This is a genomic window from Lysinibacillus sp. NPDC096418 (assembly GCF_044762775.1).
GTDB lineage: Bacteria > Bacillota > Bacilli > Bacillales_A > Planococcaceae > Lysinibacillus.
In genome coordinates this window covers 84,228-101,416 of sequence record NZ_JBIWEY010000013.1, presented here as the reverse complement: position 1 = coordinate 101,416, position 17,189 = coordinate 84,228, and the positions used below count along the sequence as shown (strand labels likewise).

The window sequence follows — 17,189 nt, the reverse complement described above, 5'->3', positions numbered from 1 at the left end:
TTGTTTCTTGACAATTCAAGTATATATAAATCGGTGAATCTGTGTTTTTTTCATGCTTGTAATTGTGTAAAAACCCCAACAAATATTATAGAACCATTAAATAAAGTGAAGCCTCATAAACGCGAGGCTTCACTTTTATTTGTTCTTTCTAGCTTTCAATGCACCAATAATTGCTGGTAATACTGAGATTACAATAATTAAAATCAACACAGTTGAGAAGTTGTCTTTAATGATAGGAATGTTCCCAAAGAAATATCCTAATAACGTACAGCTAAATACCCATAAAACCGCTCCTAGTATGTTGTACATAATGAAATAACGGTAATGCATGCGACTCGCACCCGCTATAAACGGAATAAACGTACGAATAAATGGCATGAAACGGGCAATAACAATTGTTTTCCCACCATGTTTATTGAAAAAACGCTGTGCAGCATCCATACGCTCTTGGTTAATAACTCGTCCTAAAAAGCTTTTTGGCGGTATCGATGTTCCCACCTTTTTACCAATTTCATAGTTGACTGTATCTCCAAGAATCGCTGCAGCTAAAAAGACAGGGATTAAAATCCATAGTTCAAATGCGCCAATTGCAGCTAGAGCACCACTTGCAAAAAGTAATGAATCACCCGGTAAAAATGGGAAAATAACAACTCCAGTTTCGACAAAAACAATTCCAAATAAAATCGCATAAGACCACACACCGAAATCTTCGATAATTTCTTTCAGATGTACATCAATATGCATGATAAAACTAATCAAATCATAAATAATAGACATGTAGCAGGCTCTCTTTCAATCAAATTTATTCATTTCTACTATGCTTACTTTTAACTTTGACGATGGTATTTCTTCAAAGGTTTCCATAGACATCATATCACTAGATGTTACAACATAAATGTCTTGTCCTTAACTTTTATACATGAACGATTTTATCACTCACAGGACATTCGCTCAATTAATATGTTAACTGTCTAAAAATAACATAAAAAGGGCTACTCTCACAAGTAGCCCTTCTCCCTTTATACTTTAACTTCTTTTAATGAACGACGTAGAATCTTACCTGTCGTATTTTTCGGTAACTCATCTAATATCTCAATCACTTTAGGTACTTTGTATTTCACCATATGCTTTGCACAGTACGCTAAAATATCATCTGTCGTGGATTTTGAAACATCTTTTAGCACGACATAAGCATGAACCGCTTCGCCGAAGTCAGGATCTGGGAAGCCTACTACTGCCGCTTCTACAATATTGTTATGCGTAAACAATACTTCCTCTACTTCACGAGGATATACATTAAATCCACCAACAATAATCAAATCTTTTTTACGATCGACAATATAAAAATAACCTTCCTCATCCACCTTCGCTAAATCGCCTGTATACAACCAGCCATCACGAATAGCTATCGCAGTTTCCTCAGGCATCTTATAGTAGCCCTTCATCACATTTGGTCCACGAACAATCAGTTCCCCAACTTCACCCACAGGTACATCTTGCCCATATTCATCCACAACTCGATTTTCAACATTATTAATATTTGTCCCAATCGATCCTGCTTTGCGATCACGATCTAATGGATTAAAGCAAGTTACTGGTGAAGCCTCTGATAACCCATAACCTTCTGACACACGTACATTAAATTTCTCTTCGAAATTATGTAATAGTGCAACAGGTAACGATGCGCCCCCTGAGATTGCTAGACGAATTGTCGAGAAATCATCTAGATTACTGTCAGGTAATTGATATAAGAAGTTATACATCGTTGGTACTCCCGCAAATACAGTCGCCTTTTTCTCCTTCGCTAAGGTGAAAATTTCAGTTGGACTAAATCGCGGTGCAAGTAAAACAGTTGCTCCACTAAGTAACGGCGCATTAACTACAACGGTTAAGGCAAAAACATGAAATACAGGTAATGTCGCAATAACACGATCATCATCTCTATAGCCTAAGTAGGTCGACACATCACGCGCATTCGAATAGACATTTCCATGTGTTAACATCGCGCCTTTTGGACTACCAGTTGTTCCTGATGTATATAAAATAATAGCATTGTCATCATCTGAAACATCTACAGGTTCTAACGAGCCCGAAGCTGTTGCGACAACTTGTGAAAATAAATATGTTTTTACTCTAGCTGCATCCGATAAACCAGCTACCTTTTCAGCTGCATCAGCAGCTGTCTCACACACGATAAATGCTTCTACTTGCGGAAATGCTTGTACACCCATTTCTACTAATGGCAGCAGTGCGTCAAGTGCTATGATCACTTTCACATCACCATTACGTAAAATATATGAAATTTCATCTGGTGTGTAAATTGGATTTACTGGAATTGCCGTTGCTCCTAAGCGCATTGTTGCATATAAAGAAATTAAATAATGTGGTGTATTGCCGAGTAAAAACGCCACATGATCCCCTTTTTCCACCCCTAAATCTTGTAATCCTTGTGCAAAGCGACTGACTGTTTGCTCAAACTCTCCGTAAGATGTATCTTTCCCCATAAAATGATACGCAACTTTTTCAGGTTGCTCAACAGCTTGCTGACGTACACATGAAACTAAATTCAATTACACCATCCCCTTGTCGTATAAAATGAATCCCTATTCAGTAATATTATACAAGAAATGTAATTGGAAAACAATAAGTGTTTTTACTTCACGTGCTATTTTCTGTTAAATAATTCATTTTATTCTCTTTAACGCAACTTTATCAAGAACGAATATGAGAGATATAACGCCAACGAATTAAGTAAAAATAGACCACTTGAATAAACACAAAAAATCCAAAAGCAAAGAATACTTCTTTCACAATAGAAATATTAGCAATGTCCTTTAAAATACTTTGCACCATGAAAAAAGCAAAGGCACTATGCATCATTGCCACACCCCACGGTAAGAAAAACTGTGGGAATAAGTGACGATTCACAAGCTTTTTCAATTCTACGTCTGTTAAACCCATGCGCTTTAAAACATCGAATTTACGTTTTTCACGTTCTAATGACGTGTGTAGTTTAAAGTAGATAAAGCTACCAGCAGCTAGTAAAAATACTGTCGCAACTAACACGCCAACTAATGTAAATAATGAGTAAGTTGCTAATATATAAGAATAATTTAATCCGGCATTTTCAAAGTAAAATGGACCACGATTTTCTTTCTTATAATAATTCTCTTTCTCTGCTAATTGAACAATCTCTTTGCCTATTTCTTTCGTTTCCATCCACTGGGGGATATCAAATGTGAATAGCCTATAAATAGGTTGCACCATACTAACATCAGCAATTGGATATTTCAGCTTCACGAAATCCTCATCACTTATGACAATAGAGTTGACACTCACAATAGATCCCGGAAAGACGATTTCAGGATAGACACTATCAATTGTAAGTGGAATCTTATTTTCCTCTAACACTGTATGAACAACAGTATCCTCTAGCTTTTTCAGTGACTCTTCCGAATAAGGGATAAATACCGCTTCACCTTCTGTTAATTTCAGCATCGGATAGCCAAAAGAATATAATAAGGTATTCATATCTGACTCACGAAACACCTCTACCTCATTTTGAGTAAAAGAAGAGGTTTGTTTGATCACAACAAAACGTGTTAAATGATAGGATAACCCCTTTTCCTCTAATTGCTCTCTAAGGGAGTTAATATGTTCACTCTCATATGGGTTATCTATATCCCCTTTATAAATTAACCCGAGTGGATTTAGTCGTTCATACTGTGTTGTATAGGAAGACATCGTTGCTAATACACCAACTGATAAAAATGCCATCGTCGATACCATTGTCACCACAAAGAACATTTTCACATTTTCCTGCATGATATTTGTCTGGTCGGCTAGCGATAGTAGACGATAGCGTTGCCAGTGAAATTTACGTTTACCACGTGCTACATCTAAAAAGAAAGGCACCGAATCACTCAAAAAGTAATACGTGCCAAAGGTCGCCGAAAATGGGATAAGTAATGTTAGACCAATCATCGATGTATACGACACAATCAATGCCAACACATACGTCGCTAAAATTAATGCAATACCATAAATCGCACGTATTTTTGAATACGTTGTTGCGCTATGTAAGTAGTTGCTACCCTTCATTAAATCTCTTATTTTTCGCTCACGTGTAAAGTATACGCTGATAAAAGAAATAACGACAAAAGCACTCGTAAAAACACCAAATGTTAATAGAAACGGCTCCCAAGAAACATATAAAGGCAATTCCTCTAAGTGTAAAATTTCACGTACAATCATAAAGAAAAACTTAGAAAAGGAAAAACCAAAAATAATACCAACAATAATAGAGGCAGCACCAATAATCATCGTTTCTAAAAAAACGAGTTTATTCATTTGGCGCTTTTCCATTCCAAGGTGTAGTAAAATTCCAAATTCCCGAGATCGCGCCTCTAAAAACGCACTCATTGAGTAATATAAAAAGAACAGTGTAAACAGGACAAGTACTACTTCTGCACCTACCATTCCAACCATTGGTACTTCGCCTAAAATACCACTTTCAATATCAGGATGAAACATCAGCATCGAGTAAATAAAAAACACGGCTACTGAAAAAAAGCTCGCCATAAAAAAGGCTCCGTAAATACGGCTATTCCGCACGACATTACGGTAAGCGAATTGTCGAAAGGTCACCTACTTGCCCTCCTCCTAGTAAGCTCAATACATTTAAAATACGTTGGAAAAACATTTGACGGCGATCATCCTTGTAAATTTCATTGAAAAACTCACCATCTTTAATGAATAGTACTCTGTCACAATAACTTGCAGCAATTGGATCATGCGTCACCATAATAATAGTTGTTTTCCGTTCATTACTCACCTTTGTTAATAATTCGAGTACATCACGAGAAGAATTTGAATCTAAATTCCCAGTCGGCTCATCTGCTAGGATTAAGCTCGGATTATGGATAAGTGCCCGACCAATTGCAGTTCGTTGCGCTTGTCCACCAGAAATTTCATTTGGACGTTTGTGTAAAAAGGACTTTAAATCCAGCTTTTCTACAATATCCTTGAGACGTTCTTCCATCACTTCTAATGGCTGCTGATCAAGTGTTAATGGCAAAATAATATTCTCCTCAACCGTCAGCATATGCAGCAAATTAAAATCTTGGAATATGAAGCCCAGTTGACGTCGTCTAAAATAAGCAAGTTCCGCTGCATTTAACTTATGGGGGTTCATACCATCTAAAATGATTTCTCCACTCGTCGGTTCGTCAATAGTGGAAATAATATTCAGTAAGGTTGTTTTCCCACTTCCTGATCGCCCCATAACGGCTAAAAACTCACCATCTTCTACCTCAAAGCTTAGTTGATTGAGGGCACGATGTGTAACCTTCCCCTCATAAACCTTCGTAATATCTTTTATTTGCAAAATAGGCATAACTATTCACCTTATTTCTTCATTAATTCTAGTGACTCTGGTAATAACCATTGGAGTACTACTTCAAATCCTATTTGAAAATATGGAGCTGTTAGCATTTCAGGCATGCCGCCCTCTTCTTCCACTAAGCTAAAGCAATGCTGACCAACAACAATATCCCATTCATCAAATTCGCCATCGATAATTTCTCCACACAAATGATAATAACCACTATACATAACTTGACCGTTCTCTACTGGAAAGGCGTTCAACTGACTTGGTTTATGTAAGTCTAACCCAAGTACTCGGCAAAAATGCAATACCTCCTCATCAAGTAACAAACTCGCTTTACGGAAGTTTTGACATGTTATACATTCACATACCTCAGTAACTGTCTCATATACAGCCTTTGTTTTTTCTTTATCCATATTCAATAGCCAATTTTCAACGCGTACCTCGTTCATCCGTGCTCCCCCTAGTTTGTAAATGTCACTGTAACAACTGTCCCTTTTCCAACTTCAGATGTAATCTCTAGTTCATGGCCAAGTTTTTCACAGATTTCATTTGCTAAATATAAGCCCATCCCTGTGGATTCCCCTGTTTTACGCCCATTTTCACCAGTGAAAAAGGCTTTTGTTACACGCGAAAGATCAGAAGTAGGAATCCCAATCCCTTCATCACAAATTGCTAACTGAATATGCTCTTCATTTTGAATGGCTGAAATCGTTATTTTTTTATTAGCTTCAAATGTATATTTCACCGCATTGGTCACGAATTGACCGATAATAAAGCGCAGCCACTTTGAATCACTTGCAACAATGATATCCTCATCAATATGAATTTCTGGGAAGACACGTTTAGTAATAAAAAGACGTTTATTTTCATTAACTGTTGCAGTCACAATCGCTTTCAATGCCACCCGCTCTACCTGCATATCCTCTTCAAAACTTTCCAAGCGAGCATTCACGAGCACCATATCTAATCCTCTACGTAGACGATCTACTTCCTCTTGCACACTATTTTTATCGAGTGCTCGTTCATCTTGCAAAAGTAACTCAATGACTGAAATAGGCGTTTTCATTTGGTGCACCCATTGATTCATGAACTGATCATGTCGCTTTTGACTCGCATATAGCGCGTGAAGTTCATGCTGATACAGACGATATAGCTCATGCATATACTTTTCAGCTTTCACCGCTTCTGGAGTTTTCGCATTTTTTTGCAACGCATCTTCCATTGTTTTTGGTAACTGTGCAATTTTAGTTAGATAACTTTGGCGCATCAAATAACGCGCAAGTAAAAAAGATGCCAACAATACTAAACTGATAGAAAAAGTGTACACCGCAGTATCAACATTGCGGAAGCCATCTAGCCAGTACAGCACCATAATAAATCCGACTAATAGTATTTGAAAAATGATAAAACTAGCATAATCTCTTAAAAATAAACGCCAGCTCATCACATCTCACCCTCACTTACGATAAAACGATATCCTGCACCTCTTACCGTTTCGATTGTTGACTGTACATTGTAGTCTGCTAATTTTTTTCTTACACGCGTCATGTTAACATTCAATGTATTTTCGTCAACAAATGCCTGGTCATCCCAAAGTTCTTCAAGCAATTGCTCACGTGTCACCACTTTCGGTGCTTGTCCCATTAACAATTCTAATATAATACACTCTTTTTTCTGTAAAGGTATCTCTAAGTCATTTTTATGCAGCTCCATACGTTCTAAATGTAAGACAAGCTGTCCTTGCTTTATCGTACGTTCTTCCTGTCTTGCTGCATACTCACCATATGTGCGACGTAAATGACTACGAATTTTCGCTAACACAATTTCATAATTAAACGGTTTCGTAATAAAGTCATCGCCACCATTTTCAAGGGCAAAGATTTGATCCATTTCGCCTGATCGTGCCGAAATAAAAATAATCGGACATGTTGTATATTGACGTAATTGACGACACCAGTAATAGCCGTCATACGCTGGTAAATTTATGTCAAGCAACACCATGTGTGGCTTAAATGCTGTAAATTCTTCGATTAAACGATCAAATTCTTGAATCGTTTCAACTTCGTATTGATATTTTCTAAGTGTTTCTGCGAGTAATGAAGCAATTTTCACATCATCTTCTACGATAAATATTCGATGCTTATCCATATACACACTCCTTTCAACTATATTGTATCAAAAAAAGAGCTTGCGACATAATTGTCACAATCCCTTTTTTCTGTAATATAGTTTCACTTACTTGTTAATAGATGAGCTGTAAGAAATCTTGATCTGTAATACCACCAAAGTATTTTGGTATATCAATATCCTTTAATACTTCTGCAATTGATGTGCGGTCATAATTTGTCCCAATAAGACGAGCCTCTATGTCCGCTACATCGCCAACGCCGAAAAAGTCTCCAAAAATATGCGCTTCTTCAATCACACCTTTATTTACTTCTAAACGAATATCAACCCCACCTGAAGGGAAGCGATGTGTTTTTTGAATGTTGAAACGTGGGGATTTCCCATAATTCCATTCCCATGCTTGGTAACGTTCTTCAGATAGTGTGTTGATTTTAGTCCAATCTTCCTCTGTTAATTCATAGTAGCGAATATTCTCTTCACCACCGAAGACAGATTTTAATATTTCCATGCGGAATTGTTCCACAGTCATTTCATCATTTAGGAATTCAGAAATATTTGCTACACGTGAACGAACGGATTTGATACCTTTTGATTCAATCTTATCTTTCTTCACTTTTAAAGCTGAGACTACAGCGTCAATTTCTGTATTAAACAACAGTGTCCCGTGCGTAAACATACGACCACGAGTAGCAAATTGAGCGTTTCCTGAAACTTTCCGCCCTTCTGCCAAAATATCATTACGCCCAGAAAGCTCTGCATTCACGCCCATTTTCGCAAGTGCATCGACTACTGGCTGTGTAAACTTTTTATAGTTCATAAAGCTATCCCCATCATCTTTTGTGATGAAGCTGAAATTCAAGTTACCTAAATCATGGTACACAGCCCCACCACCTGATAATCGACGTACAACGATTATGCCATTATCCTCTACGTAGTCTGTATTAATTTCTTCAATCGTATTTTGGTTCTTACCAATAATGATTGATGGCTGATTAATGTAAAACAACAAAATCGGTTCTTTTTCGACATCCATTGTTTTTAGTAAATACTCCTCAATAGCTAGGTTTATGCGTGGGTCATGAATCCCCTTATTATCAACGAAAATCATAGTCATTTCCTCCTTCACAAAATATCCATATTTATTTTAACGCAAATTAGGCATTTAGTGTTGACGTTTTGCATCTGTTATAATACACTGTGTAATATCAAAACAGTAATAGTACAGATGAACTTAAAGGAGGAGTCCACAATGTTAGAAAACGTAGTCGAATTTTTCAAGAATTTACCTGCAAAGCAATGTACAGAGTGCGGTGAACAAATCGAAGAACAAAGCGAATGCTACAGCAACACTTGTGAAAAATGTAACTGCCTATAAGCATTTGCCTATACTGTAATTGTCATACGTGCCCCACACGTAGAAATAATGACAATCCTCATCATATTTTTGATGAACCCTTAATTAAATCTCTTACACTAGGAAATCGCAACTGATACGCTCATGTCAGTTGCGATTTTCTGTTTCATTTTTATGATAAGTTTTTGCGAAAATCCCAGCATTTTAATACTGTTATCTTAACTAAGTGGATTTTTTCTCGGCATATCTGATTACTTCTCTCGCAAACGTAACATTCTTCTGCACTTCGGATTGCTATTCTTCCACAACGTCATCATTCGACATATGCAATCGCAAAAAAAAGCACTCACCTTGTCAGGATGAGTGCCGTAAAAATATTTTAGTTCTCTTCCGCTACTTTTGAGTAACGTTTTGTGTGTAGTAACATAAAGTAACCAAATGTAATAAGTAAGAGGACAACCATGTAACCAAATAACACAGCATAGTTTTGGAATAAGAATGTCATATCGCCTGTTGATATGCTTGCTTTAAATGCTTGAACTGAGTATGTCATTGGCAATAATGTATTAAATACTTGTAGTGGTCCAGGGATTAATTCTAGTGGGAACGTACCTGCACTTGTTGTTAATTGTAAAATCAATATAACAATTGCTACGAAGCGACCTGGGTCACCCATAATCGATACAAGCATTTGAATTAATGCTAAGAATACATAGCTTGTAAGTAAGGCCGTTAATACGAAGTGACCCACATTCTGTACTTCAAGACCAAGTCCCCACTTCACTACGCCTACAGTTAATAGCGCTTGGATTAATCCAACTACCGCTAATACAACCACTTTACTTGTGAACCAAGCTGCACCATTTTTCGGTCGAATCGCTGGCTCAACTAGTGGGAACACGATTGAAATAAGAAGTGCTCCAACGAATAAACCTAAAGAAATGAAGTATGGTGCAAACCCTGTACCATAATTGGCAACTGGATTTAAAGCATCTTTTTCTATTTCTACTGGACTACCTACCATATCATATGTGTCTTCATTCGCTTTCACTTCACTTGCTTTTTCACTTGCTTCACCTAATTTATCAGAAAGTGTTGCAGTACCATCTGCAAGCTCTGTCGAACCTTCTGCAAGTGTTGTAGATCCTTCTGCTAACTCACCTGATTTTGAAGCAAGTGTTGTTGTACCATCGTTTAACGTAGATGTACCACTTACTAATTCATTTAAGCCTGCAACTAATTGTTGAGAGCCTGATGAAGCTGAGTTAACACCTGCTTTTAGTTCATTTAATTTTTCAGCAAGTGTTGTATTACCTGCTTGTAAATTTTTAGCACCTTCGATTAGCTCGTTGCTTTTCGCTGTTAACGAGTTGGCACCAGCTAAAGTTTTCGCTTGACCAGCCGCGATTTGTGATGCGCCGTTATTTACTTGATTTGCACCGGCTTGTAATTTTTCTGTACCTGCTGATAGTGAAGTCAAACCATTATGAACGTTTGTGCTACCTGCTTGAATTCGCTCCAATGTTTGCTTTAATGGTGCAGCTTGTTCTTGTGGCATTGAATCCAATGTACTTTTTAATTGCTCGGTTAATGCGTTAATACCAGCTTCTACTTGTGCAGAACCTGCTGTAAGTTCTGTTGCTGCGCCATTTAATTTACTAGCACTCTCGGCAACTGATGCCGAACCGTCAATAATTTGCTGTTGTTTCTCATTTAACGTAGCAAGACCATCTTCTACTTGTGCCACGCCTACTGTATACTGTTTCACACCTTGTTGAAGGTTAGATGCACCCGCTGCTGCTTGCTGTGCACCTTGTTGTAACTGAACAGTACCATCTTGCAATTTTACTAAACCAGTTGATAATTCAGAAGCACCAGTTGCTGCTTTTTGTGCGCCTGCGGCTAGTTTATCGGTACCGTCTGAAAGTTCGATTGTGCTCGATGCTAATTGTTCTAGATAACCTTTTAAATCACTAGCACCATTGGCAACTTTTTGTGCACCTTCATCAAGTTTCACTGAACCATCAGCTGCTTCTGTAAAACCATCACCTAAAGTTGCAATAGAATCAAATAACTTTTCTGCATATGTCGTAGATACTTGCGCATTCACTTCTGCGCGTACTCGGTCCATTGCAGTTTCACCGATTTGTGAACTTAAGAAATTTAATCCTTCGTTCGGAATATAATTCATTACTAATTTTGAAGGTTTATCATCTAGTAAGGTTGTAGCATGGTCTGAGAAGTTTGCTGGAATTTCTAAGATCATATAATAGTCTCGACCGTTTAAACCTTTTTCAGCCTCGTCATTCGACACTTCGATAAAGTTAAACTGTTTACTGTCGACGAGCTTCTCGACCAAGGTCTCCCCTAGGGTCAGCTTGACGCCGTCCATCTCTGCACCTTTATCTTCATTTACAATTGCTACTGGTAAATCAGGCAAACCTGCATATGGGTTCCAAAATGCCCATAAGAACATCCCTGCGTACATTACTGGGATGAATAACACAGCGACAATCGAAACAAGCATTTTTCTTGTTTTGAAAATCTTCAGCCACTCTGCTTTAATCATATATTTCTCCACTCCTATACGTTTTGACCGAAATCGTCATTCGGTCATTTTGTTACAAAAAAAATCTCAAAATCCACTGCTAGTGAAATCTGTAGATTCCTTCTTTAAAGGACAAGTCCTCGAAAAATCGTTTCCTTAAAAAGATTTAATATCTTTTCTTCAGGAATTTTGTCATCATGAAGTTCATGCCAATCAACAATAAATGCTAAATACGCTTTTAATAGTAAGTAGCTCACAAGCGCTGTATCACACTCTCGAATTTCGCCTTTATCAATACGCTTTTGAATTAACGCTGCTACATACGATAAAATCTCTGATTCGATGCGAATTAAAACTTGTTTTACTGCTGGCGTGCGCAACTCTTTTTCTTCCTCGATTAACTTTGCAAATAAAAGATGTTTCTCACGGAATTGTAGCATTTTCATTAAAGCGTTATGCGCATTGTCCATAAAGCTTGCTGATGTATCTAGCACGGCATCTGCTTCTGCACACATTTCTCTCACAAGAGACATAGCAATTTCTTGAAATAAAATTTCTTTATTTGCAAAGAATGTATAAATTGTTCCTTTACCGACATTAGCGATTTTCGCCACCTGCTCCATCGTTGTTGCTTTATAGCCAAACAATGTGAAAGATTTTGAAGCCGCTTCAAGAATTTCCTGCCTACGATCCATTACTGTCATCCTTCCTTGTTATGTTATGTACATATTTCGTACATGGAAATCAAAAATGACCAAAAAACCATTTCGGTCATCTGGTCATTATAATAATCCTATTTTTAATTTAATGCAAGTATTTAATTGTGATTCGACTCACTTTTTTCATGTTCTGTATTATCAGAAGCACCCTTACCATGGTCCATCGTATTCATTTTGTCATCTTCACCTTCTGGTAAAACTTGCGTCATATCTGGATTACCTGCTGTAATTTGTTGCTTTGGCATTACATGGATGGAGTTAGCTGTTGTGTGGGCATACATAAAATATACACCGTCATGATCAAATGTAATATCAGCTTTATAAACACCCTCTTTATCTAAGACACCCTCCTGCATTTGACCTTCGTCACGTTTTCCTGACTCCCATACTTCAAATTTAACACTTGCATCATCAATATTTGTCTTCCCTTGAAAAACATATGCTGCAAGTTCAACTTTTTCATTCACTGCCACTTCTTTTGGTGTTAGGATTTCCACTTCTGGTATTTGTAATTCCTCATCTTGTGATGTTTCTACTGGCTTTTCTTTTTCTGTACATCCTACTAGTAATGCTGGTACTGCTACTAACGCTAATAACCATTTTTTCATCTCTTATTCCTCCATTAATGGCATCGTGATACTTACCTTCGTGCCTTTTCCTATTTCACTGTCAATTACAAGTTTTGCTCGCAACGGTTTTAATAATTGCTCGACAATCGATAGACCTAATCCACTTCCACCATCTGAGCGGCTACGTGCTTTGTTTACGCGATAGAAGCGTTCTGTGACATACGGCAGGTCCTCCTTTGGAATGCCTATGCCAAAATCTCTAACTAAAATATGTGCAAATCCATCCTTTTCAAAGGCCGATATTTCAACTGAGGACTGTTCATCGGAATAATTTATCGCATTTTCAATAATATTAATGAAGATCTGCTTTAACTTTACTTCGTCCGCTTCAACTATTAACGACTCATCGACCAACAGCTTAAGTGTAATGTGCTTTTTCTGTGCTTGATGGATCAATAATTGCTCCACTTCACGTAACGTCTCTGCTAGTGGAATAGGGTATAGAGTAATCTCGGTTTGCTCATTTTCCATTCGGGCTAATTGTAGCAACTCATTCGTTAGCCGCTCCATTCGATTAGCTTCACGTACGATCAGTTGAATCGTTTCTTCTTTTTGCTCCTCAGTAATAATTCCATTTTGTATTGCTTCACTATAGCCTTTTACATAACTAATTGGTGTCCTTAATTCATGTGAGACTGTCGCTAAAAACGCTTTCTGTGCTTCATCCTCGCGTTGAATTGCTTCTGCCATTTCGTTAAATGTACTCGATAGTTTACCGATTTCATCACTTGAATTAACAGGTACACGTGCTTCATAATTACCTTGTGACATTTTTTCTACAGCAACTTGTAGTTCATGTAACGGACGCATAATATGACGAATTCCTTTGTAGACAAAAAAGCTCATAATAAGTAAAAATACAAATGCACTCACAAATAAAAATACGACTTCTTGACTTGCAAGCTCACTTATTTTAGCCAGTGGGAAGTAAATATAAATAATACCCTCTAGTCGATTTTGGTCCACAAGTGGTAAAATAACTGAGATTAATTGACGATCAAATCGTGGCTCATAGCCGATTTTTTGTACGAACTTTCCCTCTAGTAATTGCTGCCTCTCCTCTGTGCCAATTAATGTTTCATAATCAATGTCAAAAGGCACACAAGCACTGAGTTCACGCGGATTTCGCACCGCAAAAATATTTAAATTGGAATAATCATTATAAGCTTCAATATCTGCAATAAATGCATCTGTCACCTGACCAGCAACATACTTCGTTTGGAGCTTTGTACCGACCTCAATCATCGTACTTGCCGTATCTTCTACGTAAAGTTGTTCATATAAATAATCTGTTAGCACATACATAAAGACAACCGTTATCATTAAAAACGTAAAAATTAATAGCCAAATCCTCGTAGAAATTTTCTTCATTCGACCGGATCTAAACGGTAGCCAACACCCCAAACAGTTTGAATATGCTCGGCCGCCCCCTTTCCAAGTTTCAAACGTAATGTTTTAATATGTGTATCAACAGTCCGTGTACCGCCTACATAATCAATATCCCAAATACGTTCTAATAGTTGCTCACGTGAGTACGCATTGCCTGGATTTTTCATAAATAAATGCAGTAAATCAAATTCCTTTAATGTTAATGGAATAGGCTTTTCATTGACCGATACTTTACGTGCAACTTCATCTAGTTTTATCGAGCCGTATGTAAGATATTTTTGCTGTAAATCGGCAATTGCCAGACCACTTCTTCTAAGTACTGCATGAATACGTGCCACAAGCTCATCTATTGTAAATGGCTTCACTATATAATCATCACCACCAAGTGTAAGGCCTTTCACCTTATCCTCATTGGCATCTCGGGCTGTTAGAAAAATGATTGGGACATTAGACATCGCACGAATACTTTGACAAACAACAAACCCATCTTCATGCGGCATCATCACATCAAGTAGCACTAAATCAATTTTTTCACGCACCAAAATATCATAAGCTTCTGTACCATTCGCAACTGTAAATGTTTCAAAATTAGAATTTTGAAGCATCATTTCGATCAAATATCGCATATCCTGCTCGTCATCTACAATTAATACAGTTGTCACACTTATTCCTCCCTTACTAACAGCTGAAAGGAGCCTTTCCCTACATCAACTGTTCTTTGCACTTCGCCGTCTTTTATAAAATAAAGTGTATGGTCATCATAACCTGCGACGACGATTAAATCATTCAACTTATTCACGCCAAATGGATTTGCCCCTACTTTAAGATTCCATTTTATTGCACCACTAAAATCTGCAACATACAATTCATTGTGACCATGACTAACGACTAAAATTTCATCACTAGTTTTCGTCAATCCAACGGGCATTAATGGCATTTCTATATCTCCTAATTGCTTACCAGAGGATAAATCATATCGTTTTACAAAACGATTTGGTTTACTCCCTTCCCCATGACCACCAATCCATAGTTCATTTGTCTCTTCAATTATCGCTATGCCATGAGATGATTTTGCAATAGGCCATTCCTGCTCTACCACTAAATCATCCAAATTTAATACGGATAATTTAGTATCTTTAAAATTGATAACATACAGCTTATCGCTTGTGGAAGCCATTGCCATCGGGTAATTGCCGAGTTGTTGCGTTGCAAGCTCGTCCCCTTTCTCATCAAAGCTCGTTACCGTATTTGTCTTACTATTTGCGATAAAAAATTGATGTGTGGCTTCTGAATAATAAGCATTCGTTGTCCCCAAATCTACTTTCTTCGTGTAAAGCTTTTGACCTGTTGTTAAATCATATATATCGAAAGTATCGACTTGGTTCCCATATAGTAATACACGGTCATCTCCTATTAGTACAGCGCCTGAATATGCCTTTTCGAATAACCAGGTCGCTATAAGCTCACCATTTTCATCGATAAAGTCGAGCGAAGGCTCTTGAATATTTAACGACGCAACAAACGATTCTCCACGTTCAATCGGCGTAAACGATTTTTCTGTACAGCCTGCTAACCATACAATTTGAAACAATGAAAAAATAAGAAACATCCATCTTTTCAACGTCATCACCTCTGTCTTTTTACTATACTTCATAATTGTGAAATCTAAGTGAAACTTGAAAGATTAATTTATGACAACACCATTATTGAACAGTTAAGTTACTTTCATCCAGAAAAAGAAATCTCGGCAACATATACTACTTTGATTATTTTAAGGGGGATACAAGATGGTTACAATTAGCTTGTGTATGATTGTCAAAAATGAAGAAGAAGTAATTGGAAGATGTCTTGAATCTGTAAAAGATTTAGTAGATGAAATAAATATCGTAGACACCGGTTCGACTGATAACACGAAAAAGATTGTTGAACCGTACACCGACCGTATTTTTAATTTTCAATGGATAAATAACTTCGCAGCAGCACGCAACTTTTCCTTTCAGCAAGCTACAACAGAATACATCCTATGGCTCGATGCTGATGATGTTTTCTCTGCCGAGGAGCGAGAAAAGTTTAAAGCCTTAAAAGAATCCTTAACAACGGACATTGATGCTGTGTCAATGAACTATTATTTAAGTTTTGACGATGAAGGTAATGTTAGTTCCTCATTAAGAAGATATCGTTTAGTAAAACGAGAAAATCAATTCCAATGGATAGGTGCTGTCCACGAATATTTATCAGTTGGTGGACATCTATTGGATAGCGATGTGGGCGTAAGCCATTTACCTTTAAGTCATGACCACAATCGAAATATTGAGATTTACAATCAATTAGTTAAATCTGGCGAACAATTGTCACCACGTGATACATTCTATTACGCCAATGAACTTCTTGACCATACTCAATATGAAAAAGCTATTTTTTACTACGAACAATTTCTAACATCAAAATTAGGCTGGGTAGAGGATAATATCCGAGCATGCTATAGACTAGCCGATTGTTATTCACATCTAGACGACAAGGAAAACTACCTAACCTCCATCCTAAGAAGCTTCGAATATGATATTCCTCGCCCGGAAGCGTGTTGTAGACTCGGCTATTATTTCATGGAACAGTTTAAAAATTACGAGGCCATTCATTGGTACGAACAAGCACTACTAATAAAGCAGAATCCTCACGCACCATTCCAAAACAACACCTTTACAACGTGGCTACCTCATCTACAACTATGTGTCCTCTACGATCGATTACAACAATATGAAATAGCCAATGCTCATAATGAACTAGCAAGTACATTTATACCAAACGATAAAAAAATACTATATAACAGAGATTACTTCAATCGAATCTTAAAAGAAGAGAAGGATCCTTCCAAAAACCTCCCCTAGTACGTAAACAAAATGCTAACAATAAAAAGACTTTACAGGTATACCTTTGACGGTACGCCTGTTTATTTTGCCTATTTTCTATATTCCTCATAACTAGAAAATCCTAAAACTATATTTTCATAATATATATCATGAGATTGTAAACATCA

Annotated in this window: 16 protein-coding genes; 2 read left to right on the top strand and 14 right to left on the bottom strand. The window is 37.2% G+C overall.

All coding sequences use genetic code 11. From position 1 onward, the window contains the following. Positions 1-135 precede the first annotated feature (135 nt). From ACIQZG_RS12265 to lplA, 8 genes are all read right to left on the bottom strand, one after another. A complete protein-coding gene (locus ACIQZG_RS12265) occupies positions 136-777 on the bottom strand; it encodes a VTT domain-containing protein (RefSeq protein ID WP_402755470.1) in 642 nt (213 codons plus the stop codon). A gap of 242 nt (positions 778-1,019) precedes the next feature. Beyond that, a complete protein-coding gene (locus ACIQZG_RS12260; RefSeq protein ID WP_402755469.1) occupies positions 1,020-2,570 on the bottom strand; it encodes a fatty acid--CoA ligase family protein in 1,551 nt (516 codons plus the stop codon). A gap of 142 nt (positions 2,571-2,712) precedes the next feature. Beyond that, entirely contained in the window at positions 2,713-4,647 is a 1,935-nt protein-coding gene (locus tag ACIQZG_RS12255) for an ABC transporter permease (RefSeq protein WP_402755468.1), read from the bottom strand. Then, positions 4,619-5,395, bottom strand: coding sequence for an ABC transporter ATP-binding protein (locus tag ACIQZG_RS12250; protein ID WP_402755467.1), 777 nt, complete (start codon positions 5,393-5,395; stop codon positions 4,619-4,621). The genes ACIQZG_RS12255 and ACIQZG_RS12250 overlap by 29 nt, the downstream gene beginning before the upstream one ends. Positions 5,396-5,406: 11 nt before the next feature. Further along, positions 5,407-5,838, bottom strand: a complete 432-nt coding sequence (locus tag ACIQZG_RS12245; protein WP_402755466.1) for a hypothetical protein — start codon at positions 5,836-5,838, stop codon at positions 5,407-5,409. Between the two features lie 11 nt (positions 5,839-5,849). Then, entirely contained in the window at positions 5,850-6,833 is a 984-nt protein-coding gene (locus ACIQZG_RS12240; protein WP_402755465.1) for a sensor histidine kinase, read from the bottom strand. Then, complete coding sequence (locus tag ACIQZG_RS12235; protein WP_402755464.1) at positions 6,833-7,537, bottom strand: response regulator transcription factor; 705 nt, start codon at positions 7,535-7,537, stop codon at positions 6,833-6,835. Before ACIQZG_RS12235 ends, ACIQZG_RS12240 begins: the two co-directional genes overlap by 1 nt. A gap of 94 nt (positions 7,538-7,631) precedes the next feature. Beyond that, positions 7,632-8,624, bottom strand: a complete 993-nt coding sequence (gene lplA / locus ACIQZG_RS12230; protein WP_402755463.1) for a lipoate--protein ligase — start codon at positions 8,622-8,624, stop codon at positions 7,632-7,634. Between the two features lie 141 nt (positions 8,625-8,765). Here lplA and yhfH point away from each other — a divergent pair, with 141 nt between their 5' ends. Beyond that, positions 8,766-8,891: a protein YhfH gene (yhfH, locus tag ACIQZG_RS12225; RefSeq protein ID WP_402755462.1), complete on the top strand. Its 126-nt coding sequence runs from the start codon at positions 8,766-8,768 to the stop codon at positions 8,889-8,891. Positions 8,892-9,249: 358 nt separating this feature from the next. Here the strand turns inward: yhfH and ACIQZG_RS12220 are convergent, their stop codons facing one another. The 6 genes from ACIQZG_RS12220 to ACIQZG_RS12195 all read right to left on the bottom strand — a co-directional run bounded on the left by ACIQZG_RS12220 (position 9,250) and on the right by ACIQZG_RS12195 (position 15,782). After that, complete coding sequence (locus ACIQZG_RS12220; RefSeq protein ID WP_402755461.1) at positions 9,250-11,439, bottom strand: YhgE/Pip family protein; 2,190 nt, start codon at positions 11,437-11,439, stop codon at positions 9,250-9,252. A 104-nt stretch (positions 11,440-11,543) separates the two neighbouring features. Beyond that, positions 11,544-12,113: a TetR/AcrR family transcriptional regulator gene (locus ACIQZG_RS12215; RefSeq protein ID WP_402755460.1), complete on the bottom strand. Its 570-nt coding sequence runs from the start codon at positions 12,111-12,113 to the stop codon at positions 11,544-11,546. Between the two features lie 122 nt (positions 12,114-12,235). Further along, positions 12,236-12,745, bottom strand: coding sequence for a FixH family protein (locus ACIQZG_RS12210; protein WP_402755459.1), 510 nt, complete (start codon positions 12,743-12,745; stop codon positions 12,236-12,238). A gap of 3 nt (positions 12,746-12,748) precedes the next feature. Beyond that, positions 12,749-14,137 (bottom strand): sensor histidine kinase, encoded by a 1,389-nt coding sequence (locus tag ACIQZG_RS12205; protein ID WP_402755458.1) that lies wholly within the window; start codon positions 14,135-14,137, stop codon positions 12,749-12,751. Next, positions 14,134-14,817 (bottom strand): response regulator transcription factor, encoded by a 684-nt coding sequence (locus ACIQZG_RS12200; RefSeq protein ID WP_402755457.1) that lies wholly within the window; start codon positions 14,815-14,817, stop codon positions 14,134-14,136. Before ACIQZG_RS12200 ends, ACIQZG_RS12205 begins: the two co-directional genes overlap by 4 nt. A 2-nt stretch (positions 14,818-14,819) precedes the next feature. Further along, the gene (locus tag ACIQZG_RS12195; RefSeq protein WP_402755456.1) at positions 14,820-15,782 is read right to left on the bottom strand and encodes a YncE family protein; all 963 of its coding nucleotides are present in this window, start codon (positions 15,780-15,782) and stop codon (positions 14,820-14,822) included. Positions 15,783-15,942: 160 nt separating this feature from the next. Between ACIQZG_RS12195 and ACIQZG_RS12190 the strand changes: the two genes are divergently transcribed. Next, positions 15,943-17,040, top strand: coding sequence for a tetratricopeptide repeat-containing glycosyltransferase family 2 protein (locus ACIQZG_RS12190; protein WP_402755455.1), 1,098 nt, complete (start codon positions 15,943-15,945; stop codon positions 17,038-17,040). The last annotated feature ends 149 nt before the right edge of the window (positions 17,041-17,189 follow it).

Bases quoted from the DNA above. Each gene is read 5' to 3' on its own strand.
- ACIQZG_RS12210 (WP_402755459.1), bottom strand. From the start codon at position 12,745: ATGAAAAAATGGTTATTAGCGTTAGTAGCAGTACCAGCATTACTAGTA.
- yhfH (WP_402755462.1), top strand. From the start codon at position 8,766: ATGTTAGAAAACGTAGTCGAATTTTTCAAGAATTTACCTGCAAAGCAA.
- lplA (WP_402755463.1), bottom strand. From the start codon at position 8,624: ATGATTTTCGTTGATAATAAGGGGATTCATGACCCACGCATAAACCTA.
- ACIQZG_RS12195 (WP_402755456.1), bottom strand. From the start codon at position 15,782: ATGACGTTGAAAAGATGGATGTTTCTTATTTTTTCATTGTTTCAAATT.
- ACIQZG_RS12215 (WP_402755460.1), bottom strand. From the start codon at position 12,113: ATGGATCGTAGGCAGGAAATTCTTGAAGCGGCTTCAAAATCTTTCACA.
- ACIQZG_RS12205 (WP_402755458.1), bottom strand. From the start codon at position 14,137: ATGAAGAAAATTTCTACGAGGATTTGGCTATTAATTTTTACGTTTTTA.
- ACIQZG_RS12250 (WP_402755467.1), bottom strand. From the start codon at position 5,395: ATGCCTATTTTGCAAATAAAAGATATTACGAAGGTTTATGAGGGGAAG.
- ACIQZG_RS12220 (WP_402755461.1), bottom strand. From the start codon at position 11,439: ATGATTAAAGCAGAGTGGCTGAAGATTTTCAAAACAAGAAAAATGCTT.
- ACIQZG_RS12265 (WP_402755470.1), bottom strand. From the start codon at position 777: ATGTCTATTATTTATGATTTGATTAGTTTTATCATGCATATTGATGTA.
- ACIQZG_RS12190 (WP_402755455.1), top strand. From the start codon at position 15,943: ATGGTTACAATTAGCTTGTGTATGATTGTCAAAAATGAAGAAGAAGTA.
- ACIQZG_RS12235 (WP_402755464.1), bottom strand. From the start codon at position 7,537: ATGGATAAGCATCGAATATTTATCGTAGAAGATGATGTGAAAATTGCT.
- ACIQZG_RS12240 (WP_402755465.1), bottom strand. From the start codon at position 6,833: ATGAGCTGGCGTTTATTTTTAAGAGATTATGCTAGTTTTATCATTTTT.
- ACIQZG_RS12245 (WP_402755466.1), bottom strand. From the start codon at position 5,838: ATGAACGAGGTACGCGTTGAAAATTGGCTATTGAATATGGATAAAGAA.